Here is a 22,588-nt window from a genome sequence, read left to right as displayed (position 1 = left end):
GGTCGTTTGACAGACCCCCCATGGCCGCGAGTCCCTCACGATCTCCGTCCGGCCCAACGCTCCGCACCGTACTCGGAGCCACTGACAACGCCGTTCCTCGTGGTGGCAGGGCGCTCCGTACCGCTCGCCGCCTGGCCAAGAGTTCTGCTCAACGGCGACCCCGAGCACTCACGAAGCTCAGCCGTCCGTCCACTTGAGAACAAGCAGGTCAGGGTTGAACGGGCGCCTTCCCCCTCCCCCAACCGGGAGGACGATCACCGCATGAAGCGCCTCCCGGATGAGTGCCCGTTTCTGAGCCATGTCGAGGTCACCTGAGGACCACCGCTCCCGGACATCCGCGGTCACCTTAGACGCACGCTGAACGCGCAGCGCGTGCTCTGTGCGCTCCTTGCGCAGCTCCTTGATCCGGACCTCCATCTTGTGGTTCTCAGGGAAGAAGAGCTCATCCGAGATGAGGTCCTCCTGCCACTTCTGGAGCATGGTCCGCTGCTTTTTGGTGAGACGCTCCAACTCTTCCGCCCCATCCCACTCGCGGTCGCCCTCCTGCTTGACGACGGCGCGCTCCTCCAGCTTCGCTAGGACGGCTTCAGTGACGTACTCGTCGACCTTCACGCCGTTTCTTCCGCTGCCGCCGCACCCGCCCATGGATCGAGTAGGGCACTGATAGACGAACCCACCTGACAGGTCCGGCCGCGTGCTCACTCGCATCGGCGCATTGCAGATCTCGCCGTCCGCCACGGGCTTCCCGCATCGGAGGATGCCAGTTAGCAGATGGGAGGGCGTGCGGTAGTCCGTCACGGTCCCGTCAGCTTTGACGTTGGGCTTGATCCTCGCCGAGAAGAGGGCGTCGATGGCCATCCATTCCTTTGGCGTGATGATGGGCTCCCACTGACCGACCACGGGGATGCCGTCGGCGTCCCTTACCAACTCCCCGTTGTGGCGCCGCCATCCGCACAGTCGAGGGTTCCAGAGCGCGAGCTTGAGCGAGCGCGCGGCCCAGGGATTCCCGTGAACCGTCCGAACTTCCTCCTCGCGCCACTTCAGGAGGATCGAGTGCAGCGACTTTCCTGCGATCACGTCGCGTGCCGCCTGGGCGAGCCGCTCTGCCTCCTCAGGGCAGAGGGTCCGCTTGTCGTCGTTCCAGCCGAAGGGGCGTGTGCCTCCAACGGGGATCCCCTGCTCTGCGCGACGGCGGTGCGAACGGCGCGTGCGTCGCCGGATCTTGCGTACCTCCGCCTTAGAGATAACGACGCCGAACAAACCCATGGACTCAACGTCTTCGTTGTAGAGATCCTTGATGCCTTTGGCGTCCGCGTACACCCGCCCGTCTTCGAACGTCAGGGCGTCCACAAATCGTTCGTAGTCGCCCACCCGCCTCACAAGGCGGTCGTCCGCCACGACGATCGCTCCCCGTACCGCCTGGCCGTCAGGCATGCGGCCGGCCTTGAGAACCTTCAGCATCGCTTCGAAGTCCGGCCGGACAAGGCCGACCTTCGCCGCAGAAAGGTCGTTGTCCGTGTAGTAGTGCACGATCCTGCACCCCACCGCGGCCGCCGTCTCGTCGTTGACCTTGTGCTGGTCGTCCACCCCGTGGGCGTCCCTGGCCAGGTCGGCCGAGATCCTCGCGTACGCCACCACCGGAACTAAGTGATCGTTGCTGCTCACGGTAACTCCCCCTAGCCATCGAGGAGTTCTAATGATGCACGAAGTGCAGAGCTATCGCCAGCAGTACCTGGACAAGAACCCGGCGGGCTACTGCGGCATCGGCGGCACCGGCGTGTCCTGCCCGATCGGCGTCGCGAAGTTCACCGGCGAGTGAGCGACCCGGTTCGGGAGATCGGCGACTGCGCCCCGGTCTCCCGGGCCGTCCGCGGACCCGGGTGACCCCGCGGAGCCGACGGATCCGGGGAGGGAAAACGAGGTGCGGGAAAGCGGCCTCGGTTGCCAAGCTGCGCCGGTGAATCGTGAACAGCTCTCCCGGCTCGCCCACACCGATCACCCGATCAAGGCTCCGCTCGACGACGAGGCGGTGCGCCGACTCCTGGGACACTCCCTTCCGCGTGGCGACGCGCGTGTGCTCGACCTCGGTTGCGGCGGCGCGGAGTGGCTGTTGCGCGCCCTGACCCTGTACCCGGAGCTGCACGCCGAGGGCGTCGACATCTCCGGGGACGACCTGGAACAGGCCCGCCGGACCGCTCTCGGCCTGGGCGTCCAGGACCGCCTCGTACTCCATCAGCAGGAGGCCGCGGGCTTCTCCTCCCCCCACCTGTTCGACCTGGTGCTCTGTGTCGGCGCCACCCACGCCTTCGGCGGCCTGCTGCCCACCCTGGCGGCCGCCCGCAAGCACCTGGCGCCCGACGGACGCGTCCTGATCGGCGAGGGCTTCTGGGCCGGGGAGCACTCCCGCGAGGCCGTCGAGATGCTCGGGGACCTCTCCGACCTGGCGACCACGGTGGACCGCGTCGTCGCCGAGGGATGGACTCCCGTCCACGGCCATGTCAGCACCCGTCGCGAGCTGGACGACTACGAGTGGGCCTGCTGGGGCTCGCTGGCCTCATGGGCTCTTGATCACCCTGCCCACCCGGACACCGCGCAGGTGCTCGGGACGGCCGACACACGGCGTTCCGAATGGCTGCACGTCTACCGGGACACCTTCGGCTTCGTCTGTCTGGTCCTGCGACAGACATCCGGCTGACGCGGGCCGCCCCCGCGCACGACCTCGGCGTGACTCGTCGGCCGACGCTCCGGCGGGGGACAATGGGGATACCCGGCGGGCGAGGTGGTGGCGATGCCCGCATGGCATCTGCGCGACTATCACGACGACGACGTCGACCAGGCGATCCAGATCTGGGACCAGAGCCGCCGGTCCGAGGAGGACCCGGTCTTCCCGGTCTCCGAGGTGATGGCGGCGGCAGAGGCCGGTCAGACGGCCGTGGTCGCGGTGGTCGGCGATGAACTGGTGGGTGTGGCGGTGGCCCAGGCGCACGGCAAGCGAGCCTGGGTGCTGCTCGTGGCGCTGGCCTCCCGCTGGCGCGATCGCGGGATCGGCAGCGCCCTCCTGGCCGAGCTGGAACGACGGCTGCGGGCGCTGGGCGTGCGCCGCATCAGCACCCTGCTGCCCGCCCACGCCGCCGGGACGAAGGCCCTGGAGCACTCCGGCTACCTGTCCCGTGCCGACCTGACCTACTACGAGAAGCTCGAACCGCGTGAGACCGCCAACAACGAGGTGCTCACCGCGCTGGGCGGCCGCATGCTGCCCGAGGGGCTCTGGGAGACCATGGCCGGCATGGAGCGGGAGAAGCAGGTCGTGGAGCGCCGTGTCGTGCTGCCGCTGACGGAGCCGGCGCTGGCCGAGCGCTACGGTGTGGTCCCGCCGAAGGCGGTGGTCCTGTTCGGGCCGCCCGGTACCGGCAAGACCAGCTTCGCCAAGGCGGTGGCCTCGCGGCTCGGCTGGCCGTTCGTGGAGCTCTTCCCGTCCCGGCTCGCGGCCGACACGAGTGAGGGTCTGGCCACGGCGCTGCGGGAGGCCTTCGCGGATCTGGCGGAGCTGGACTCGGTGCTGCTCTTCATCGACGAGGTGGAGGAGATCGCCGCTGTCCGGTCCGGGCAGGCGGTCGACCCCGGGCACGGGGTCACCAACGAGCTGCTCAAACTCATCCCCAGCTTCCGTGAGCACGACGCCCGGCTGCTGGTCTGCGCCACCAACTCGGTCCGCTCCCTGGATCCCGCCTTCCTGCGGCCGGGCCGGTTCGACTACGTCATCCCGATCGGCCCCCCGAATCGCACCGCCCGTGCCGCGATCTGGACCCGCTATCTGAGGGGAGCCGCCGACTCCGTGGACCTCGCCCAACTGGTCGACGCCACCGAGCTGTTCACCCCGGCGGACATCGAGTTCGCCGCCCGCAAGGGAGCCCAGGCGGCATTCGAACGCGAAGTCACGGCCCGGCAGGGCGGACCGGCCACCACCGAGGACTACATGACCGCCATCGCCGACACTCGTCCCACGCTCACCGCACGGGCCATCGGGGAGTTCACCGAGGACATCGAGAAGTACAGCCGGCTCTGAGACCGGCGCAGCGCCCCCAGACAAGGGCGGTCCCCGGAAAATCCCGATCAACACATCACATGTCTCACAGAAGTCACCGGGGACCTGGCCGGTGCCCGACAGGCGCTCAAAGAGCCCTGCCGTGGTTGACCGGTCCTATTTGCCAGGATTGCTCTGATTTGCTATGGGGTCAAGAGGGTCGGCCGACTACAAGGCCTGCGACCCTTGGGACCCTTAAGAGCCTTGGGACCCTTGGGGCCCTTAAGAGCCTTGAGAGCCTTCAGGCCCTTCAGCCCCCTGCGACCCTTGAGACCCCTGCGACTCTTGTGACCCCTGCGACCCCTCGGTCGGCTGCGGCGGGAGTGCGAACCGCAGCAGGGCGCCGACCTGGTGCGGACGCAGGTCCGTCTCCACCTCGATGTGCCGCACCTCGCCACCGTCGTCGATCACGGTCTCGGTCAGCTCGTCGACCACGTCGGGCACCTCCCGCAGCGGCTCCCCGCAGAGCGGACACGTCTTCCCGGAGCGCGCGAGCAGCCCGTCCCGGTCGCAGACGACCCCGGGAACGACGGCCTCGTCGTCGACCGTCAGCGTCTGGATCGCGGCCAGCGAGGCCGCCCACAGGGTCTCGTCGAGTCCGACGGCGGCGCGCTTGCGGGCCGCCTTGGCCTCCAGGATCTCGCCGACGAGCCGCCGCTGCTCCTGGTGGTCGTACTCGGAGACGACCTCCTGCACCTTCTGCCTGACGTCCGCGGGCGTCGCGGACTCGCGGTCGATGGCGAATGTGCCGACGAGCCGGTCCTTGAGATCACGCGTCAGGAAGTCGACGAAGACCGGTACCTCGTGGGCGACACCGCCGACGGCGAGGAGATCGTAGCCCCCGCCGGCGAACAGCTGCTTGAGCTCCGCGACCAGCCGCCTGTAGTGCCTCTTGCTCAGCTCGTCGGCCTTGTTGCGGACCCGGTACTCGGCGTACCCGTCGGCGTAGTCGTGCTTGCGCAGCACTCGGTCGCGGATGACCTCCAGCTCCCGCACCTGGTCGAGGTAGCACTCCCAGACCTGCCCGACGCCCTTGTGCACGACGACCGCGCAGGTGCGGTAGTACTCGTCGAGCACGCCCAGCAGCGGCCGGACGTAGGGATCGGCGTCCACCACGACCCGTTCGCGCGTACGCCGGGGCAGCCACACCTCTTCGTAGATGTCGCGGCCGCTGCAGCAGAAGACGGCGGCGGCGCCGGGCCGCTGGGGCTCCTCCTCCAGGAACTTCTCGATCCTGGCGATGTCCTCGCGCAGCGAGAGCCGTGCGGCACGGTCGAGCGAGCCGTTCTCGGCGAGCGGCCGGATACGGTCCAGCAGGCTGGCCACGCGGGTGCTGAACGCACGGCGTCCGGTTCCCTGCGGCGGGTCCGCCGGAACGTAGAGGGAGACGAGGGGGAGCCCGTTGCCGTTCAGCCGCAGGATTCGATCGACCTGCTCTTGCGTGATCATCGCCGCTCCTCGCCGCTCCATGAGCCTCGGCCCCCGTTCCAGCTAACGAGGTGGGGGAGGGAGCGGCAACCGCAGCGGAGCGCTCGTCCGGGCAGCCGGCGCGGCGCATGTTCGGATCAGGCGGCCCGCGCAGGCCTCAGAAACGGAAATGCTATTCACGGAAATACGGTTGCGCGCATCGTCTGAATTACATTCCGCTCGGTACTGTCATCACACAGCCGAAACGATTCTTCAGGGATTCATTCCCCCGAATGCCGGATACCTCGCGCCATGTGGCGCTCGTTAGGTGATCGTGACTTGGAACGAACCGGAAGATCAGATCCCCGTCGGGGGCGGCACCCTCTGGCACGAGTCGATCAGCGGCGACGCGCTTCTCAAGGGTTGTTCGGACCTTCTTGAAGACTTCCTCGAGAAGATCGGCGACATGCAAAGTGAATACTTGCGGGCTCTGGATGGAGCTTCCTGAGCCAGGGCGCGGAGGAGCTGAGAATGGACAGGCTTCACGGCGAGCCAAGCCTCTACGACATTCAGTTCGCCCTGAGAAGCGACTATGACGCGCTGGGGCAACATTCGTACGATATCGATCCCCTCATCGACCCCCTTGAGGCACACCACGTCTGGAACAACCCGGGTCCGGACATCGCACCGAGCGGCTGGGATCCGGACGAAGAGCTGGCCCAGATGCTGTCCACCGTGTCCAGCGTGGACCCCGCTCCGCCCGTCCTGGACGGGCAGCACCGCCACCGGAGCGAACGACGGCGTCCCCGGCCGGGGGCCCATACGCTCGACAATGGCCAGAGCATCACCCCTGTCACGGTCCTGGTCGCGACCATCGCCGCGTGCGCGGTGGCCATGCTGGGCTGGTCCGTCGCCTATTCGTACAGCCAACTGCGGTCCATCGCCTCGACGGTTCTGCCGGCACCGCTGGCGCTGTGGTGGCCGCTGACGGTGTACGGGCCGTGGTTCGTGGCCGCGCTGTCGATTCTGCGCGCGGCGGTTCAGCACCGGACCGCCCGGCGATCCTGGGGTGTCGTCCTGATCGCCTCCGCCACGGCGGTGGCCCTGTGCATCAGCCACTCGTCGCATTCCCTGCTCTCGATGGTGATCGTCGGAATCCCGCCGATCACCGCCCTGGTGTGCTTCCGCGAGCTCGTCGGTCAGGTCTCGTGCAAATACCGTCCCCGGCATGCCGCTCCGCACAGCAAGGAGCAGCCCGGCGACGACTGACGTCCGGCATCAGGACTTGGCAGGACTCCCCCGACCGGTCGACCCCGACCGGTCGACCCCGACCAGCTCACCGGCCCGCCCCGCACCGGGACGGGCCGGTCGCGTACGGGGCGGCGTCAGTCCCGGCCGCTCCCGTACGGCCTCGTCAGGATCTCCAGACGGTGGCCGTTCGGGTCGTCGAAGTACGCCCCGCGGCCCCCGTCGTTGTGGTTGATCTCTTGGGGGCGGTCGTGGTATGGGTCCGCCCAGTACGGCAGGCCCGCCGTGCGGATACGGCTGAAGATCGCGTCGAAGTCGTCCTCCGAGACCAGGAACGCGTAGTGCTGGGGAGTGATCGACTCCGTCGCCTCCATGTAGTCCAGCGTCACCCCGTTCGGGATCTGCACCGGGATGAACGGGCCGTACTGAGGCGCCACCTCCAGGCCCAGCAGATCCGCGAGGAAGCGCGCGGACGCTTCCTTGTCGCGGGCGGCCACGATCGTGTGGTTGAGCTCGACAGACATCGTTCGGCCTCCTGTCTTCCGGGTGCCGCAACCACTTCCCACGCTAGGCCCCTGTGCCGGATCTCCGCGGCGTCGCGGCGCAGGCAGCCACGACCGGCTCGCACCATCCCGCTCCCGCTGTGGCTGCCGGGCCGGGAACCCGCCAGGGCGGTCCGCGCGTCTGGGTGACCGTGATCGCGTACGGGGAGGGGGACGGAGATGGCCATGACCGGTACCGACGCCGGGGTCTCGGCGCCCGCGGGGCGTCCATGGGGGGCGCCCCTGCTCTCGGCCCTTCCGTTCGGGCTGGGACTGCTCGGTTCCTTCGGCTACGCCGCCGCCGAGCGCGCCCGTCGGGCCGCCGAGTCGGCCAGGTGCGGCCATGTCCTGCCGATCAGTTGGCAGATGTACGTGACCGTGTACGCGGGGCCGTTGTGCACCCTGGCCGCGGTCGTTCTCGCCGTCCGCGCCCTGCGCCGGTCCACCGGGGCCCGTCTGGCGGTGGCGGTCCTCGTCCTCGCCATCTCCGTCCTGCTGCTTCTCCTCCAGGGGCTCGTGCTGTGGGACCTGTACGACGACCCCGCCGTCACCGATCCGATCAGCTGCGCGTAGGACCCGTCCGGCGACGGCGTGAGGCGGCCGCGGGGCCGCCTCACGCCGTCTCACCGGACCCTCAGATGGTCGCCGTGTCGATCACGAACCGGTACCGCACATCACTGCTCAGCACCCGCTCGTACGCCTCGTTGATCTCGGAGGCGCTGATCAGCTCGATCTCGGCGCCGATGCCGTGTTCGGCGCAGAAGTCCAGCATCTCCTGGGTCTCGCGGATACCGCCGATGCCGGAGCCCGCGAGGGTCTTGCGACCGGCGATCACCGAGAACAGGTTGAGCGAGATGGGCTCCTCGGGCGCGCCCACGTTCACCAGCGCGCCGTCCGTCTTGAGCAGCGACAGGAACGCGCCGAAGTCCAGCGGCGCCGACACGGTCGACACGATCAGGTCGAAGGTGCCGCGCAGTTCCTCGAAGGTCTTCGGGTCGCTGGTGGCGTGGTAGTGGTCGGCGCCCAGCTTCAGCCCGTCCTCCTTCTTGCGCAGGGACTGCGAGAGCACGGTCACCTCGGCGCCCATCGCGTGCGCGATCTTGACGCCCATGTGGCCGAGGCCGCCCAGGCCGACGATCGCGACCTTCTTGCCGGGGCCCGCGTTCCAGTGCCTCAGCGGGGAGTAGGTGGTGATGCCGGCGCACAGCAGCGGGGCGGCCGCGTCGAGGGACAGGCCGTCCGGGATGCGCACGGTGAAGTTCTCGTCGACGACGATCTTCTGCGAGTAGCCGCCGTAGGTCGGCTCGCCGTTCTTGTCGAGCGCGTTGTACGTGCCGACGTTGCCCTTGAGGCAGTACTGCTCCAGCCCCGCCTGGCAGTTCTCGCACTCTCGGCAGGAGTCGACCATGCAGCCGACGCCCACGCGGTCGCCGACCTCGAACTTGGTGACACCGGCTCCGACCTCGGAGACGACGCCCGCGATCTCGTGGCCCGGAACCATCGGGAAGATCGCCTCGCCCCAGCCCTCACGGGCCTGGTGGATGTCCGAGTGGCAGATGCCGGCGAACCTGATGTCGATCAGAACGTCGAACTCGCCGACCTCACGGCGCTCGATCGTGGTGCGCTCCAGCGGAGCCTTCGCGGCGGGTGCGGCGTACGCAGCAACGGTGGTCATGCCGGGTATCTCCTAAGGGGTAGCGCGCCCGGCTGCCTTCCACCGGGCACGGCGTCCAGCCTGCCCGCTCCCGCGCTTCCCACCCAGGTCACGGCTCTGCCTACGTCCAGCGGTCCTACCACTGGCGGGGTCAGGTTCACAGTCCTACGACCAGGAATACTGGACGCATGGACGCACAGCCCGACTCCGTACAGGAACCCGAATCCGCAGGAGCCGGTCAGGCCCTGGACCGGCGCGCCGAGCTCAGCGAGTTCCTGCGCACCCGGCGGGCCCGCCTCAAGCCCGAGGACGTGGGCCTGCCCGAGTTCGGACGGCACCGCCGGGTGCCGGGCCTGCGGCGCGAGGAGCTGGCGCAGCTGGCCGGGGTGTCCGTGGCGTACTACACACGCCTGGAGCAGGGCAACGGACGGAACGTGTCCGCCGAGGTGCTCGACGCGATCGCCAGGGCGCTGCGGCTGAGCAACGCGGAGCACGCGCATCTGACGCACCTGGCCAAGCCGAAGGCCCACAAGAAGAAGCCGTCCACGCGGCCGCAGCAGGTGCGTTCCTCGCTGCGCCAGCTGCTCGACTCCTTCGACAGCGTCCCGGCGTACCTCGTGGGGCGGCGCGCGGAGATCCTGGCGTGGAACCGGATGGCCGCGGCCGTCTTCGGGGACTGGTCACAACTGCCGCAGCAGGAGCGGAACTGGGCACGGATGGTGTTCCTGCGGCCCGAGTACCACGACCTGTTCGTGGACTGGGAGCAGAAGGCGATCGACATCGTGTGCCAGCTGCGGTACGAGGCGGGGTGCCACCCCGACGATCAGCGGCTGTCGTCCCTGGTCGGTCAGCTGTCGGTGAAGAGCCAGGAGTTCCGGCGGCTGTGGGCGACGCACGACGTCAAGGAGAAGAGCCACGGGCTGAAGCAGCTGCGGCATGCGCTGGTGGGTGATCTCTCGCTGCAGTTCGAGTCGTTCCGGGTGCCGGACGACGGTGAGCAGGCGCTGGTGACGTACCACGCCGAGCCGGGGTCCCCGTCCGCGGAGGCGCTGCGGCTGCTGGCGAGCTGGGGCACGGACGCGATCCGCGCGGGGACGACGACGCCCCGGCCCTGACCGCTGCTCTCCGCGCCCGGCCGGGCCGCCACGGCCGCTACGGCATCTCCGTCCGGTAGGGCGGCGCCGCGCCCCATGTCCACTTCGGGACCGGCTGCTGGACCGGGGGCCTGGCGTCCGGGCCGGAGAAGTACAGCGCCAGCCGCGAGCCCCACTCCACGTACGCCAGGAACGCCGAGCGAAACTCCGCGTCCGTCGGCAGGCCCGCCTCGCCCGCCGCGTCCTGGATGAGGTCGACCCAGCGGCGGCGCTGGGCCATCTGGCCGACTGCTGCTCCGGAACGCGGTACCGGATGTACTCGACGGTTTGCGCGGCCATGGGCTCACGGAAACACGGACGGCCCGCCGGAAGGAGTACTTCCGGCGGGCCGTTCGCTATCGGCTCACTTCCCGTAGAACGCGTTGTAGATCGAGATCGTCGACTTGTTGCCCTGCTTGTCGGCGATCTTGGCGTGGAACGAGAGGCCCTGGCCCTTCGCCGGGTTCCGGTAGGTGATCGTGCCGTTCTTGACCGTCAGCCCGGTCCACGTCCTGCCGTAGTCGTACGACACCCACACGGACAGGGAGCCCAGGTTGCGGCCCGCGGCCGAACCCTGGACGGTGACCGGGATCGTGACCTTCCGGCCGGCCGCGACGCGGCTGTCCAGGCCGGTGGTCGCGCCGAAGCGGACCGTCGAGGCGGGCAGCTTGGCCCTGCTCACCTTCTTGGACGTGAAGGTCCAGCTCGCGTCGATCCGGGTGGAGGCCGCGGCGACGTTCACACTGCGGATGACGGAGGTCGTCAGCCGGTACGAGGCCTCGCCCGACGGGACCTTGAAGGGGCCGGCGCCGAACAGCGGGTCGTTGTTCGAGCCGACCTCGGTGCCGTTGCGGTACAGCGTCGTCCTGACCGACATGAAGTCCGAGGACCCGGCGTGCGTCTGGCCGTCGGCGAACAGCGGCAGATAGCCGTAGATCTGGTCGCCCTCACGGAAGATGCCGTAGTCGGAGTCGATCAGCGGACCGAACACGGCCGTGTTGAAGGTCTTCGAGTAGCTCTTGCCCGCATCGACGGCCTGCGCCGCGCCGAGCGTGTAGTACGCCTCCGGGACGGCGAAGCCCTGCGCGTCCCTCTTGCCGCCGTACTGCGAGAAGTCGAGCGACCACTGGACCCGGTCGCCGGTCGACACGTACAGCGTGCGCGTGCCGGGCAGCCTCTGCTCGACCGGGATGCCGGAGCCGAAGTCGGTCGGCAGGAGACCGTAGACGCCGACGGCGCCGGTCTTGCCGCCCGCCGGCGACCCCAGGTTCACCTTCAGCGTGGCCAGGTCGGCCGCCCTGTAGTGGTGGACGTGCGCGCCCTCCAGCTTCTTGACGGCGCCCCCGGTGAACACGTCGTACTCGGCCGAGCCGCCCTTGGTCCACTGCCCGAACCAGCTCTGGGAGAGGCCGGAGGGCACCGCCGGGCCGACGTGCGCCACCCTCAGGTCACGGAAGGACGGCGTGAAGATGCCGCCGCCGATGCCCGTCGGCCCGTACGCGAAGGAGACCGTCGCGGACAGCGGCTTGGCCGCGGCGTCGGGCACGGTGATGTCGGCGGGCTTCGCCGTGTTCAGGTCGAGGGTGACCGTGGTGTTCCGGGTGACGCTCAGCTTGGGCTGGACCAGCCAGTCCACACCGCCCGCGGTGGAGCTCGGGTCCTTCACCGAGACGGAGTTGAGCAGGTACGTGCCCTTGGGCACCCGGACGGTCACGGTGTCCGCCGAGCTCTGGGCGAAGTAGTCCCGGCCCGCGGCCGAGGGGTCCACCAGGTCGGACAGGTGGACGGGCCTGTGCCCGTCACGGTTGACGTACTTCAGGGTGACGTCGTACGACTCCGCCTCGCGCTCCACGGCCGCGGCCGTCCGCACGCTCTGGCCGCCGCCCGTCGCGGTCACGTAGGCCGAGTACGCGCCGTCCGTGCTCCCGCCCAGCCTGGTGTCGACGCCGACGGGGACGGAGGCCGTGCCGCCCGCCGGGACGGTGACCGTGCGCGCGCCGAGCGTGAAGAAGCCGGAAGGTGCCGCCTGGCCCTTGGGGTTGGTGGCCGTCAGCGAGAGCGACAGGGTGACGTCGGTCGTGCCGAGGTTGCGGTACGTCAGCTGCTGGGTGACCGGCTTGTCGTCGGTGTGCGGCCACCGCGCGATGCCGAAGTTCACGGACGACGGGTCGGCGAGCACGGTCTGCCGGATCGCCCTGTCCACGGCGATGCGGCCCGAACCCTGCTGGAAGGGGGTGTAGTTGCCGCCCTTCGCGGACCCCGTCAGCGCGGACTTCAGCCGGTCGAACGTCCAGTCGGGGTGCTCCTGCTTGAGGAGGGCGGCGGCGCCCGCGACATGCGGGGTCGCCATCGACGTGCCCGACAGGGTCAGGTAGCCGGCCGGATTCTCGCCGACCTCCTTGTCGACGAGGCTGCCCGGGGCCGCGGCGGCGGTGATGTTCACACCGGGGGCGGTGACATCGGGCTTGATGGAGCCGTCGGGGCCGGGGCCACGGCTGGAGAAGGACGCGAGCTTGTCGTTGCCGTCGACGGCGCCGACGGTGAGGGCGTCGGCCGCGCTGCCGGGGGAGGCGATGGTCCGGTCGCCCATCTCGCCGTCGTTGCCCGCGGCGATGGCGAAGAGGATGCCCTTCTGCTCGGAGAGCTTGTTCACCTCGGCTTCGAGCGCGTCGATCCCGGGCGTGTCGGTGGCGCCCAGGCTGAGGTTGACGATGTCGGCGCCCTGCTGGGCGGCCCACTCCATGCCCGCCAGGATGCCGGAGTCGTTGCCGTACCCCTCGTCGTCCAGGACCTTGCCGGCCAGGATCTTCGCGCCGGGTGCCACACCCTTGTACTTGCCGTGCGACTTGGCGCCCGTGCCCGCAGCGATGGACGCCACGTGCGTGCCGTGGCCGACCTTGTCGCCGATGCCGGAGGCGGCCGAGAAGTTCTTGGCCTCGATCACCTGGCCCTTGAGGTCCGGGTGGTTCGCGTCGACCCCCGTGTCCAGGACGGCGATCTTGACGCCCTTGCCGTCGTATCCCGCCGCCCAGGCATTGGGGGCGCCTATCTGCGGCACCGACTTGTCGAGGCTCGCCTTGCGGACGCCGTCGAGCCAGACATGTGCGATGCCCGAGGCGGTGCCGTCGCCGTCGGTGACGGCCTTCCACAGCTCGGCCGCGTCCCGCTGCGGCGTCTGGACGGCGTCCGCGTTCAGGGACGTCAGGGTCCGGCGCAGCGTGGCCGCCCCGCGGACGCCGGCCTTCGCGGTGCCCGCCGTGCCCTGGTAGCCGACGATGACCTTCAGGCCGTTCAGCTGGTCCCGGCGGATGAGGGACGCGTTCAGCTCGGTGACGTCGAACAGACGCCGGTCGAGCTTCCCGGAGGCGATCATGGCGGCCGCGTCGGTCGGCACCACATAGGTGTGCCCGGCGACCTTGCGGACCTGCACCGGAACGTTTCCGCGGCCCCTGGCCCGCTCCAGACCGACGACGCGGCCCTTGGCGTCGACCACCACGCGGTCACCGGTGATCAGCGTGATGCGATGCTGGGCCGTGAGACCGGACGCCGCCGCCGGTGCCGCGGTCTCGGGCCTCGCCGACGCCGGGCTGGTCATTCCCGCCGCCAGCGCCACTGCGGCGGCCGTCGCGACGGCCGCCGCGCACGCTCTCTTCACTTGTCTGCGCAAGACTCCCCCTGGAGACGAGGTACCGGGTGAATGCCCCGCCCACCCGGCCGGGGGCAATCCCGCACATGCGCACGTCAACCCCCCGACCACGCAGTATGCCGGGGGGTGATCAAGGCCTCAATACGGCCGTGGGTAACGAGTTGGGACGTCCGGCGGGCGTCGGTGGGCGACCTACGGGGCGGCGTTCTCCCTGACCGTGATCTTGCCCTTGCGGATGGTGGCGACCCGCGGGGCCTTCTTCGCGATCGCGGAGTCGTGCGTGACCATCACGAAGGTGAGTCCGTGCTCCTTCCACAGGGACTCCAGTACGTCCATGATCTCGTCGCGCGTGGACTCGTCGAGGTTCCCGGTGGGTTCGTCGGCGAGCAGCACCTTGGGCCGCTTCACCAGGGCGCGGGCGATGGCGACGCGCTGCTGCTGACCGCCCGACAGCTCCGCGGGCAGATGCCCGAGCCGCTCCCCGAGACCGACGGACTCCAGGGCCTCGGCGGCTCGTTGGCGGCGCTCCCCGGCCTTCACGCCGAGGGGGACGAGGGCGGTCTCGACGTTCTCCTGGGCGGTGAGCGTCGGGATGAGGTTGAAGCTCTGGAAGACGAACCCGATGTTCGCGCTGCGCACCGTGGTGAGCTTGGCCTCGGAGAGCCTGGCGAGGTCGGTGCCGTCGAGTTCGACGCTGCCCGCGGTGGGCTTGTCGAGTCCGCCGAGCATCTGCAGCAGGGTGGACTTGCCGCCGCCGGTGGGGCCCTGGATGACGAGCCGGTCGCCGTCGCCGATGGTGAGGTCGACGCCGTCCAGGGCGGTGATGCTCTCCTTGCCCCGCGGGTAGCGCTTGGTGACGCCTCTGAGTTCGTACATGGGTGCAACTCCTGGGGTGCGTAAGGGGGTGGGGCCCGCCGTCACTGCAGGCTCCGGTGCCGCGTGCGGGGTGCAGGGTGCGGTCTGCGAGGTGGGGTCTGCGGTGTGCGAGGTGCGGTCTGCGGTCTGCGGGGCGGGCGCTACTCGACGCGGCGCAGAGCGTCCGCGGGGCGCAGACGGGAGGCGCGCCAGCCGCCGAAGGCACCGGCGACCAGACCGCCCGTGACGGCGAGCACGACCGCGAGGACGATGGTGGAGAGGCTGACAGGCGCGGTGAGCGCGACCTCCAGGGACTTCGCGGCCTGACGGCCGGGTCCGCCGAAGCCACCGCCGCCGCCTCCACCGCCGAAGCCACCGCCGCCTCCACCGCCGAGCTGGGCCTTGAGCGTGGGGCTGATCGCGGTGACGGCGTACGCGCCCGCGAGGCCCAGGGCGATACCGAGGGCGCCGCCCACCAGTCCGTTGACCACGGCCTCGCCGACGACCTGGCGGGTGACGCGGCCGGACCGCCAGCCGAGCGCCTTCAGGGTGCCGAACTCGCGTACGCGGCGGGAGACGGCGGAGGAGGTGAGCAGCCCGGCGACCAGGAACGCGGCCAGGAGCACCGTGATCGAGAGCCACTTGCCGACGGAGGAGGCGAGGTCGGAGGCGGTGGACAGGGAGCCGGAGACGGTGCTCGCCAGGTCGGCGGAGGTGGTGACCGTGGTCCCCGAGATGTTCTTCTGGATGGTCTCCTTGACGCCGGCGATCTGCTGCGAGTCGGTCGCCTTGACGTAGATCGTGGTGACCTTGTCCTTCGCGTCGGCGAGCGTCTGGGCCTGCTGCAGCGGGATGTACAGGTTGGCGGCCGAGTCGCCGCTGTCGGCGGTGGCGATCCCGATGACCTCGAACTTGACGCTCTTGACGGTGACGGTGCTGCCGACCTTGAGGTTCTTCTCCTTGGCGTAGGACGAGTCGGCGACGGCGACCTTGCCGTTCGTCTCCGACGTCTTGAAGCCGCGGCCGCTGGTGATCCTCGATGAGGTCAGCGGGCCGAGGGCGGGCTTGGTGACGTCGGTGCCGTAGACGGAGTAGTTGTTGACGTCGAAGTTGGCGCCGCCGCCCTCGACGCGGCCTTCGGGCTGACCGCCGGCGGCGGCGCCGGGGCCGCCCTGCCGACCGCTGCTCTGGTTCTGTTGGAACTGGCCCTGCCGGAACTGGCCGCTGACCTTGATGACCCGCAGGCTCAGCCCCCCGACGGCGTCCGACACCCCCTTCTGCGCACCGACCTCGGAGACCGTGCCGATCGCGAGGGTCGTGAAGCCCTGGACCATGACGCGGTCGCTGCTCTGTGTCTCGCTGGAGTCGTTGCTGCGGGCGTCGAAGTTGAAGCGCGGCCCCTGCGAGCTGCCCGACGTGGGGGTGGCCGCCTTGGTGACGGTCATGTCGGTGCCGAGGCCGTACAGCGACTGCAGAACCTTGTCCTGCGCCTTCCCCATCCCGGAGGACACGGAGTTGACCACGATGACCAGGGCGATGCCCAGGGCGAGCCCGGAGGCGACGACGAGGGCCGCCTTTCTCCGGCGGCGCAGTTCGCGCCTCAGGTAGGTGAAGAACATGGCCGCAAGCTAGGGAGGCACCGTGATGAACCCATAAGCCGGACATAAGAGAAGGATGAGAAGCCCGTGCCGGGGCGGGAGTTGAACTGTGCGGAGCCCCGGGCCGAGCGAGGGTCCCAACGACGGCACGCGGCACCGCGACGCCGGCCGTGCGCAACTGGGCGGCGGTTGCGCCTCTGGCGGCGGCAATGAGCGTCTGGGCGGCGGCTCGCGCCTCTGGCGGCGGCAATGAGCGTCTGGGCGGGGGCCGTACGGCATCCCCGCGGTGCCCGTGGCCCCTCCGGGCGACGGTCGGGAGGCCCCGCCACGCGTCCTCGCGAGGCGTGCGAAGCGCCGCGGCGCCCCTGGGGACGCCGATGCCGCCGGTGCCCGTGAGGGCGGTCGGCGGCATCGGGACGAGACTGCGGCGTCAGGTGGGTCAGACGGCCGAACCGGCCTTCCACTCGGCCCAGCTCATGTTCCAGCCGTTGAGGCCGTTGTCCGGGGAGACCGTCCTGTCGCCGGTGTTGGAGACCACCACGACATCACCGACGATCGAGTTGTTGTAGAACCAGGCGGCCGGCGTGCTCGGGTCGTTCGCGCCCTTCTTGTCCTGCAGGCCGACACAGCCGTGGCTGGTGTTGACGTTGCCGAAGACCGACGGACCGCCCCAGTAGTTGCCGTGGATGAAGGTGCCGGACGTGGTCAGGCGCATGGCGTGCGGCACGTCCTTGATGTCGTACTCGCCCTTGCCGTCGGAGTCCTTGAAGCCGACCGTCGCGCCGTTCATCCGGGTCTGGGTGAACTTCTCGGAGATCACCATCTGGCCCTGGTACGTGGTGTGCGCGGGCGCGCCGGCGGAGATCGGGATGGTCTTGACGGTCTTGCCGTCCTGCGTGACCTTCATCTGCTTGGTCTTCGCGTCGACGTACGAGACCTGGTTGCGGCCGATCTTGAAGGTGACCGTCTTCTGCTGCACGCCGTACAGGCCGCTCGCGCCCTGGACACCGTCCAGGTTGAGCTTCATCGTGACGGTGGAGCCCTCCTTCCAGTACTGCTCGGGCCGGAAGTCGAGCCGATTGGCACCGAACCAGTGCCCGACGACCTCCTGGCCGCTGCTGGAGGTGACGGTGATCCCCTTCTGCACGGCGGCCTTGTTGGTTATCGCCTTGTCGAAGTTGACCGACACCGGCATGCCGACGCCGACGGTCGAGCCGCCCTCCGGCGTGAAGCTGCCTATGAAGGAGTGGGCCGGGGCGACGGTCGTGAACGAGGCGTTCTCGTGGGCCTCGCGGCCCTTGGAGTCCTTGGCGGTCACGGCGACCTTGTAGGTCGTGGCCCGGTCCAGCTGGCCGCTGGGCGACCAGCTCGTCTTGTCCGCGGATATCTGGCCGGCGACGGCGGTGCCGGACGCGGTGGTCATGGTGACGTTGGTGAGTGTGCCCTTGGTGACCGACACCTTGGCGGCGTTGTTGATGGACGCGTTGTTGGAGCCGTCCGTCGGCGTGATCTTGATCTGCGCCTCGGAGGTCTTCTGGGCGGCCGCCTCGTCGGCCTTGGCCTGCGAGGTGGAGTCGTTGCCGCCGCCACCGGCCGCCGAGCTGCCCCCGCTGCACGCGGTGAGCACCAGCATTCCGCCGAGCAGTGCGGACGCGGCCGTCAGACCCTTGCGCCGCTTACTGTCCGTCATCACACGCTTCTCCATCGTTGCCGAATCCCCAAGTACCCCGTCGAGTCCCCGTTAAAAGCCTTCAACGCTACGGCCGGTTCGCCCCGTTCCACATTCCAGGGAGGTGTGGGCCACACCACGTCGGTGCGACGGGTGCGCAGGCGGCCTCCGCGCCGCGCGGGCGTCGGGGAACGCCCCTTGAGACGACGGAACCCCGGGCGCCGGTTGCCCGCCCGGGGTCACCAATTTCCCAAGGCACGTCAGCGGAGTCCGACTTCCTCGTCGTCCTCCTCGTCATCGGCCTCATCATCCTCACCCAGTGCCCACTCAGGCGAATCCGGGTCGTAGTCGATCTGCTCGCTGCTCCAGGAGGCCTGGACGAGTTCGACCCCCGGCAGCCCGCCGGCCAGGTCGGACGGATCGATGAGATACGCGATGGCCTCGGCCGTGTCCTCGGTCACCGCGCTCTCGGTGTAGGTGCGCTCGCCTTCGGGCATGTCCGGGTCGTCCCCGATACGGCCCAGTGCGGCCTTGGTGACGGCGTCGGCGTCGATGACCTCGACGACCAGCTCCGCCCGAATACGGACAAACCGTGATGTCTCAGAAGTGCTCATGGCGGGCAGCGTACGGCCCGGAGGGGGCGCGACTTTCCCACGACCCGCGCCTTTCACTAGCATCGCCCCACACGGCCAATTCGCAAGCGCCACAGGGGGATCGGTATTTCGTGTCCGCCGCACGTCGATCGTCGTCCACCACACGCCGCACATTGCTGACCGCCACCGCCGCCGGGACCCTGCTGGGAGCCCTGTGGTTCGTGCCGTCCGCGAACGCGACACCGGAGATGCCAGGGCAGCAGACGTCGTCGTCCACCCGGACGTCCGCGGAGTCGGACAGCACCGGGACGGACACCCAACTGGCCGACACGGGAAGCGTGGACACCACGCCGTACGTGGTGGGCGGGATGCTCTTCCTGGGCCTGGGCGCGGGATTCGTGACGTACTCGGTGCGCAGGGAGCGCATGGGGGCGTACTGAGGGCCGCCGCCGCGACGGCGACGGCGGCCCGCGCTGCCTGCCGGGCGGTCACCCCAGCGGGCCGGTGACTCCTTCCACGGCCGTGACCAACTGTCCCGTCCGTACGAAGTCGTCGGCCGCCGCGAGATCCGGGGCCAGGAAGCGGTCCGGGCCGGGGCCCTCGACGCCCGCCTTGCGCAGGGCCGTGATCGCCGCCTGGGTCGCGGGGGCCGGGGTCAGCCCCTCGCGCAGTTCGACGGCCCGGCTCGCCGCGTACAGCTCGATCGCCAGGACCCGGGTCAGGTTGTCCACCGCAGTGCGCAGCTTGCGCGCCGCCGACCAGCCCATCGAGACATGGTCCTCCTGCATCGCGGAGGACGGGATCGAGTCGGCGGAGGCCGGCACGGCCAGCCGCTTCATCTCGCTCACCAGCGCGGCCTGCGTGTACTGAGCGATCATCAGGCCCGAGTCGACGCCCGCGTCGTCCGCCAGGAACGGCGGCAGGCCGTGCGAGCGGTTCTTGTCGAGCAGACGGTCGGTGCGGCGCTCGGCGATCGACGCCAGGTCCGCCGCCGCGATCGCCAGGAAGTCCAGGACGTACGCCACCGGCGCGCCGTGGAAGTTGCCGTTCGACTCGACGCGGCCGTCGGGCAGGACCACCGGGTTGTCGACGGCCGACGCCAACTCGCGCTCGGCGACCAGACGGGCATGCGCCAGCGTGTCCCGGCCGGCGCCCGCGACCTGCGGGGCGCACCGCACCGAGTAGGCGTCCTGGACGCGCGGCGCATCGTCCTGGTGGTGGCCCGTCAGACCGGAATCCTTCAGTACGGCCAGCATGTTGGCGGCCGACGCGCCCTGCCCGGGGTGGGGGCGGATGGCGTGCAGTTCCGGCGCCAGCACCTTGTCCGTGCCGAGCAGCGCCTCCAGCGAGAGGGCCGCCGTGACGTCGGCCGACTTGTAGAGCGTCTCCAGATCCGCCAGGGCCATGATCAGCATGCCGAGCATGCCGTCGGTGCCGTTGAGGAGCGCGAGGCCCTCCTTCTCGCGCAGTTCGACGGGCGCGATGCCGTGCTCGGCGAGGAGTTCGGCGGCGGGCCGTACGACGCCGTCGGGGCCCTCGGCCTCTCCCTCGCCCATGAGCGTGAGCGCGCAGTGGGACAGCGGCGCCAGGTCGCCGGAGCAGCCGAGCGAGCCGTACTCGTGCACGACCGGGGTGATGCCGGCGTTGAGGATGGCGGCCATGGTGAGCGCCACCTCGGGGCGGACACCGGTGTGCCCCGAGCAGACGGTCTTCAGCCGCAGGAACATCAGGGCGCGGACGACCTCGCGTTCGACCCGGGGGCCCATGCCGGCCGCGTGCGAGCGCACGATGTTGCGCTGCAGCCGGGCGCGCAGCTCCTGGCTGATGTGCCGGGTCGCCAGCGCGCCGAACCCGGTGCTGACCCCGTAGACGGGCTCCGGCTTCGCCGCCAGCGCGTCGACGACCTGACGGGCCGCCGCGAGGGCCGCCAGGGCCTCCGGGGAGATCTCGATCCGGGCGCCTGTGCGCGCCACCGCGAGAACGTCGGACGCGGTCACCCCGGACGTCCCCACCACCACAGTGTGCATATCCATATTCAGGAGCGTACGCAGTGAATTCGATGATGTCACTAGTGGGTGGCCGGTTGACCCCTTACCACGGCCTGTCTCAGTGACGGCCTCGGAAGCGGCGGCGCTCCCGGGCGGCCGGTGGCGGCGCGTCGGCCAGCCGTACGACCGGATCGTCCGGCCCCTCGCGGCCCGCGACCACCGGCTTCCCGGCACGCAGGGCCTTGGCCCGGTACTGGGCGGCGTCCGCGAGCCGGAACAGCCGACGGGCCGAGTGGACCGGGCCGATCGGGTCCTGGGTCGAGGCGACCCCGCAGGCGACGCCGTCACCCAGCTCCAACTCGGCCGCCCGGCGGCAGACCTCGTCGGCGACCCGGACGACCTCGTCGCCCGGGGGCCCGACCGCGAGGAGGCAGAACTCGTCGCCGCCGAGACGGGCGACGAGAGCACCCGGGAGCATCGCACCGCACAGCGAGAGGACCGAGCCGAAACGTTCCAGCAGCCGGTCCCCCACCGCATGCCCCCGTGTGTCGTTGACCCGCTTGAGCCCGTTGAGATCACAGACCACGAGCGAGACGACGGCTCCGTCGCCGCGGTGCCGTTCGATCGCCTCGTCGAGGCGCACGTCGACGGCGCGCCGGTTGGCGAGACCGGTGAGGGCGTCGGTGAAGGCGAGGCGGCGGGCCTCCTCCAAGCGCTCGGTCTGGGCGAGGCCCGCGGCGACGACGGAGGCGAGGACGATGGCGAAGTCGGCGTCCGCACCGTCGAAGAGGGGGGCGTCGGCCGGGCGGGCGACATACAGCTCGCCCCAGGCCCGGCCGTGCAGCACGACCGGCGCGACCACACAGCAGCCGCGCCCGCGCCTTCGCAGGGCGGCCACGCGCTGGTGGCTGTACCCGGCGTGCTCCGCCGCCGGACCCTCGGCGGTCTCCACCCAGGCGCTCGGCCCGCCGCCACCCGCCCAGCGCTCGTGCAGGAACTCGGTGATCTCCGGGAACTGGTGCACGGGGTACGCCTCGTGCTCCGGGAACTCCTCCTCCTCGGGGGCGAGCTCCCCCACGTTGACGAGGACCTTCAGCCGCCCGCGTTCGCGCTCCCAGACGGAGAGCGCGGCGAAGCTCCCGGCGAGCGCACGGCACGCGCCGAGCGCGGCGGCCCGCCAGGACTCCCGTGGGGCGTGCGCCGCCGCCATCCCCTGGGCCAGCGCCACCACGGCCCTGAGCCGACTGTCCTCCTCACCCATCACTCCAGGCTAGGGACGATCGGGACGACATGAGACATTGGTGCGGCGATCAGGGGTGCGAGTGACGCGGCGTGCCTACTCGCCCGGCCACTGGGGGGTGCGCTTCTCGTTGAAGGCGGCCACCCCCTCGGCCCGGTCGCCCGAGAACGCCACCGAGCGCCAGGCCGCGTCCTCGACCTCCAGACCGGCCCGCAGATCGAGGCCGTGCCCCAGGCGCAGGGCGCGTTTGGCGGCGCGCAGGCCCACCGGGGAGTTCGCGGCAACACGGGACGCGAGGGCGAGCGCCTCCTCACGGTCCCGGCCCTCCGGAACGAGCTCGTCGACCAGACCCAACTCCCGTGCCTCGGCCGCCTCCAGACGCCGTGCCGTGAAGATCAGCTCCGCGGCGCGCGCGGCGCCCACCCGGCGGGGCAGCAGCTGGGTGCCACCACCTCCGGGGATCACCCCGACGGACACCTCGGGCAACCCGACCACCGCCGTGCGGTCGGCCACGATCAGGTCGCAGGACAGCGCCAGCTCGAAGCCGCCACCCAGCGCGAAGCCGTGCACGGCGGCGACGGTCGGCATCGGCAGCTCCAGGACACCGGTGTACGCGGCGCGTGCCACCGGCCGTTGGCGCACCAGGTCGGCGTCCGTGAAGGAGTTGCGCTCCTTGAGGTCGGCGCCCACACAGAACGCCCGCTCGTGCGTCGACGTCAGCACCGTCACCCGGGCGTCCCGGTCGGCGGCGAGGTGCTCGCACGCCGCGGCGATCGAGCGCGCCATCTCGGTGGACACCGCGTTCATCGCCTTGGGCCGGTCGAGCGCCAGCTCCGCGACGTATCCGTGCCGCCGTACGACGACGTGCTCGCCGAACCGCCGCTCGTCCCCCTGCTCCGCCATGACACCCTCCCGGTTAACGCAGGTTAAC

At 70.2% G+C, this 22,588-nt stretch carries 19 protein-coding genes and 2 pseudogenes; 8 read left to right on the top strand and 13 right to left on the bottom strand.

All coding sequences use genetic code 11. The features are described from left to right. Positions 1-177 precede the first annotated feature (177 nt). Positions 178-1,665, bottom strand: a complete 1,488-nt coding sequence (locus ASC56_RS22890; RefSeq protein WP_079102648.1) for a recombinase family protein — start codon at positions 1,663-1,665, stop codon at positions 178-180. A gap of 52 nt (positions 1,666-1,717) precedes the next feature. On the opposite strand from ASC56_RS22890, the pseudogene ASC56_RS39880 reads away from it, so the two are divergent. The 3 genes and pseudogenes from ASC56_RS39880 to ASC56_RS22880 form a co-directional block, all read left to right on the top strand. Next, positions 1,718-1,819, top strand: a pseudogene (locus ASC56_RS39880) (peptide-methionine (S)-S-oxide reductase); the annotation flags it as partial. A gap of 138 nt (positions 1,820-1,957) precedes the next feature. Beyond that, positions 1,958-2,695 carry a cyclopropane-fatty-acyl-phospholipid synthase family protein gene (locus ASC56_RS22885; RefSeq protein WP_055493362.1) on the top strand — a complete coding sequence of 246 codons (738 nt, stop codon included), beginning with the start codon at positions 1,958-1,960 and terminating at the stop codon, positions 2,693-2,695. Between the two features lie 84 nt (positions 2,696-2,779). Further along, positions 2,780-4,066 (top strand): ATP-binding protein, encoded by a 1,287-nt coding sequence (locus ASC56_RS22880; protein ID WP_199836046.1) that lies wholly within the window; start codon positions 2,780-2,782, stop codon positions 4,064-4,066. A gap of 240 nt (positions 4,067-4,306) precedes the next feature. On the opposite strand, the gene ASC56_RS22875 is transcribed toward ASC56_RS22880, so the two are convergent. After that, positions 4,307-5,533: a hypothetical protein gene (locus ASC56_RS22875; protein ID WP_159039686.1), complete on the bottom strand. Its 1,227-nt coding sequence runs from the start codon at positions 5,531-5,533 to the stop codon at positions 4,307-4,309. A 292-nt stretch (positions 5,534-5,825) separates the two neighbouring features. On the opposite strand from ASC56_RS22875, the gene ASC56_RS22870 reads away from it, so the two are divergent. Together ASC56_RS22870 and ASC56_RS22865 are read left to right on the top strand one after the other, a co-directional pair. Beyond that, complete coding sequence (locus tag ASC56_RS22870) at positions 5,826-5,999, top strand: hypothetical protein (protein WP_159039685.1); 174 nt, start codon at positions 5,826-5,828, stop codon at positions 5,997-5,999. 23 nt (positions 6,000-6,022) lie between these two features. Then, positions 6,023-6,760 carry a DUF2637 domain-containing protein gene (locus tag ASC56_RS22865; RefSeq protein WP_079102647.1) on the top strand — a complete coding sequence of 246 codons (738 nt, stop codon included), beginning with the start codon at positions 6,023-6,025 and terminating at the stop codon, positions 6,758-6,760. A gap of 116 nt (positions 6,761-6,876) precedes the next feature. Here ASC56_RS22865 and ASC56_RS22860 read toward each other — a convergent pair whose 3' ends face one another. Next, positions 6,877-7,263, bottom strand: coding sequence for a VOC family protein (locus tag ASC56_RS22860; RefSeq protein WP_055493359.1), 387 nt, complete (start codon positions 7,261-7,263; stop codon positions 6,877-6,879). 204 nt (positions 7,264-7,467) lie between these two features. Here ASC56_RS22860 and ASC56_RS22855 point away from each other — a divergent pair, with 204 nt between their 5' ends. Next, positions 7,468-7,854 carry a hypothetical protein gene (locus tag ASC56_RS22855; RefSeq protein ID WP_055493358.1) on the top strand — a complete coding sequence of 129 codons (387 nt, stop codon included), beginning with the start codon at positions 7,468-7,470 and terminating at the stop codon, positions 7,852-7,854. A 61-nt stretch (positions 7,855-7,915) separates the two neighbouring features. Here ASC56_RS22855 and ASC56_RS22850 read toward each other — a convergent pair whose 3' ends face one another. Continuing rightward, positions 7,916-8,956: an NAD(P)-dependent alcohol dehydrogenase gene (locus tag ASC56_RS22850; protein ID WP_055493357.1), complete on the bottom strand. Its 1,041-nt coding sequence runs from the start codon at positions 8,954-8,956 to the stop codon at positions 7,916-7,918. A 167-nt stretch (positions 8,957-9,123) separates the two neighbouring features. On the opposite strand from ASC56_RS22850, the gene ASC56_RS22845 reads away from it, so the two are divergent. Further along, a complete protein-coding gene (locus ASC56_RS22845; protein WP_055493356.1) occupies positions 9,124-10,050 on the top strand; it encodes a helix-turn-helix transcriptional regulator in 927 nt (308 codons plus the stop codon). A gap of 37 nt (positions 10,051-10,087) precedes the next feature. Here the strand turns inward: ASC56_RS22845 and ASC56_RS22840 are convergent. The 6 genes and pseudogenes from ASC56_RS22840 to ASC56_RS22815 all read right to left on the bottom strand — a co-directional run. Further along, a pseudogene (locus tag ASC56_RS22840) lies at positions 10,088-10,303 on the bottom strand (antibiotic biosynthesis monooxygenase); the annotation flags it as partial. A gap of 129 nt (positions 10,304-10,432) precedes the next feature. Continuing rightward, entirely contained in the window at positions 10,433-13,723 is a 3,291-nt protein-coding gene (locus ASC56_RS22835; protein ID WP_055493354.1) for a S8 family peptidase, read from the bottom strand. 183 nt (positions 13,724-13,906) lie between these two features. Continuing rightward, positions 13,907-14,590, bottom strand: a complete 684-nt coding sequence (locus ASC56_RS22830) for an ABC transporter ATP-binding protein (RefSeq protein ID WP_055493353.1) — start codon at positions 14,588-14,590, stop codon at positions 13,907-13,909. Between the two features lie 140 nt (positions 14,591-14,730). Then, positions 14,731-16,188 carry an ABC transporter permease gene (locus ASC56_RS22825; protein ID WP_055493352.1) on the bottom strand — a complete coding sequence of 486 codons (1,458 nt, stop codon included), beginning with the start codon at positions 16,186-16,188 and terminating at the stop codon, positions 14,731-14,733. 418 nt (positions 16,189-16,606) lie between these two features. Then, positions 16,607-17,857, bottom strand: coding sequence for an Ig-like domain-containing protein (locus ASC56_RS22820; RefSeq protein ID WP_234377021.1), 1,251 nt, complete (start codon positions 17,855-17,857; stop codon positions 16,607-16,609). Positions 17,858-18,096: 239 nt separating this feature from the next. Next, positions 18,097-18,450, bottom strand: coding sequence for a hypothetical protein (locus tag ASC56_RS22815; RefSeq protein ID WP_055493351.1), 354 nt, complete (start codon positions 18,448-18,450; stop codon positions 18,097-18,099). Between the two features lie 110 nt (positions 18,451-18,560). Here ASC56_RS22815 and ASC56_RS22810 point away from each other — a divergent pair, with 110 nt between their 5' ends. Further along, positions 18,561-18,869: an LPXTG cell wall anchor domain-containing protein gene (locus tag ASC56_RS22810; RefSeq protein ID WP_199836044.1), complete on the top strand. Its 309-nt coding sequence runs from the start codon at positions 18,561-18,563 to the stop codon at positions 18,867-18,869. A 48-nt stretch (positions 18,870-18,917) separates the two neighbouring features. Here ASC56_RS22810 and hutH read toward each other — a convergent pair whose 3' ends face one another. The 3 genes from hutH to ASC56_RS22795 form a co-directional block, all read right to left on the bottom strand. After that, positions 18,918-20,456, bottom strand: a complete 1,539-nt coding sequence (gene hutH / locus ASC56_RS22805; protein ID WP_055493349.1) for a histidine ammonia-lyase — start codon at positions 20,454-20,456, stop codon at positions 18,918-18,920. 79 nt (positions 20,457-20,535) lie between these two features. After that, entirely contained in the window at positions 20,536-21,678 is a 1,143-nt protein-coding gene (locus ASC56_RS22800) for a sensor domain-containing diguanylate cyclase (RefSeq protein ID WP_055493348.1), read from the bottom strand. A gap of 75 nt (positions 21,679-21,753) precedes the next feature. Next, positions 21,754-22,560 carry an enoyl-CoA hydratase/isomerase family protein gene (locus ASC56_RS22795; RefSeq protein WP_055493347.1) on the bottom strand — a complete coding sequence of 269 codons (807 nt, stop codon included), beginning with the start codon at positions 22,558-22,560 and terminating at the stop codon, positions 21,754-21,756. Between the last annotated feature and the right edge of the window lie 28 nt (positions 22,561-22,588).

This window comes from Streptomyces sp. TP-A0356, assembly GCF_001417775.1.
In the GTDB taxonomy this organism is placed as follows: domain Bacteria; phylum Actinomycetota; class Actinomycetes; order Streptomycetales; family Streptomycetaceae; genus Streptomyces.
The sequence above is the reverse complement of the archived record's forward strand: the minus strand, read 5'-3'. Positions and strand labels throughout refer to the sequence as shown.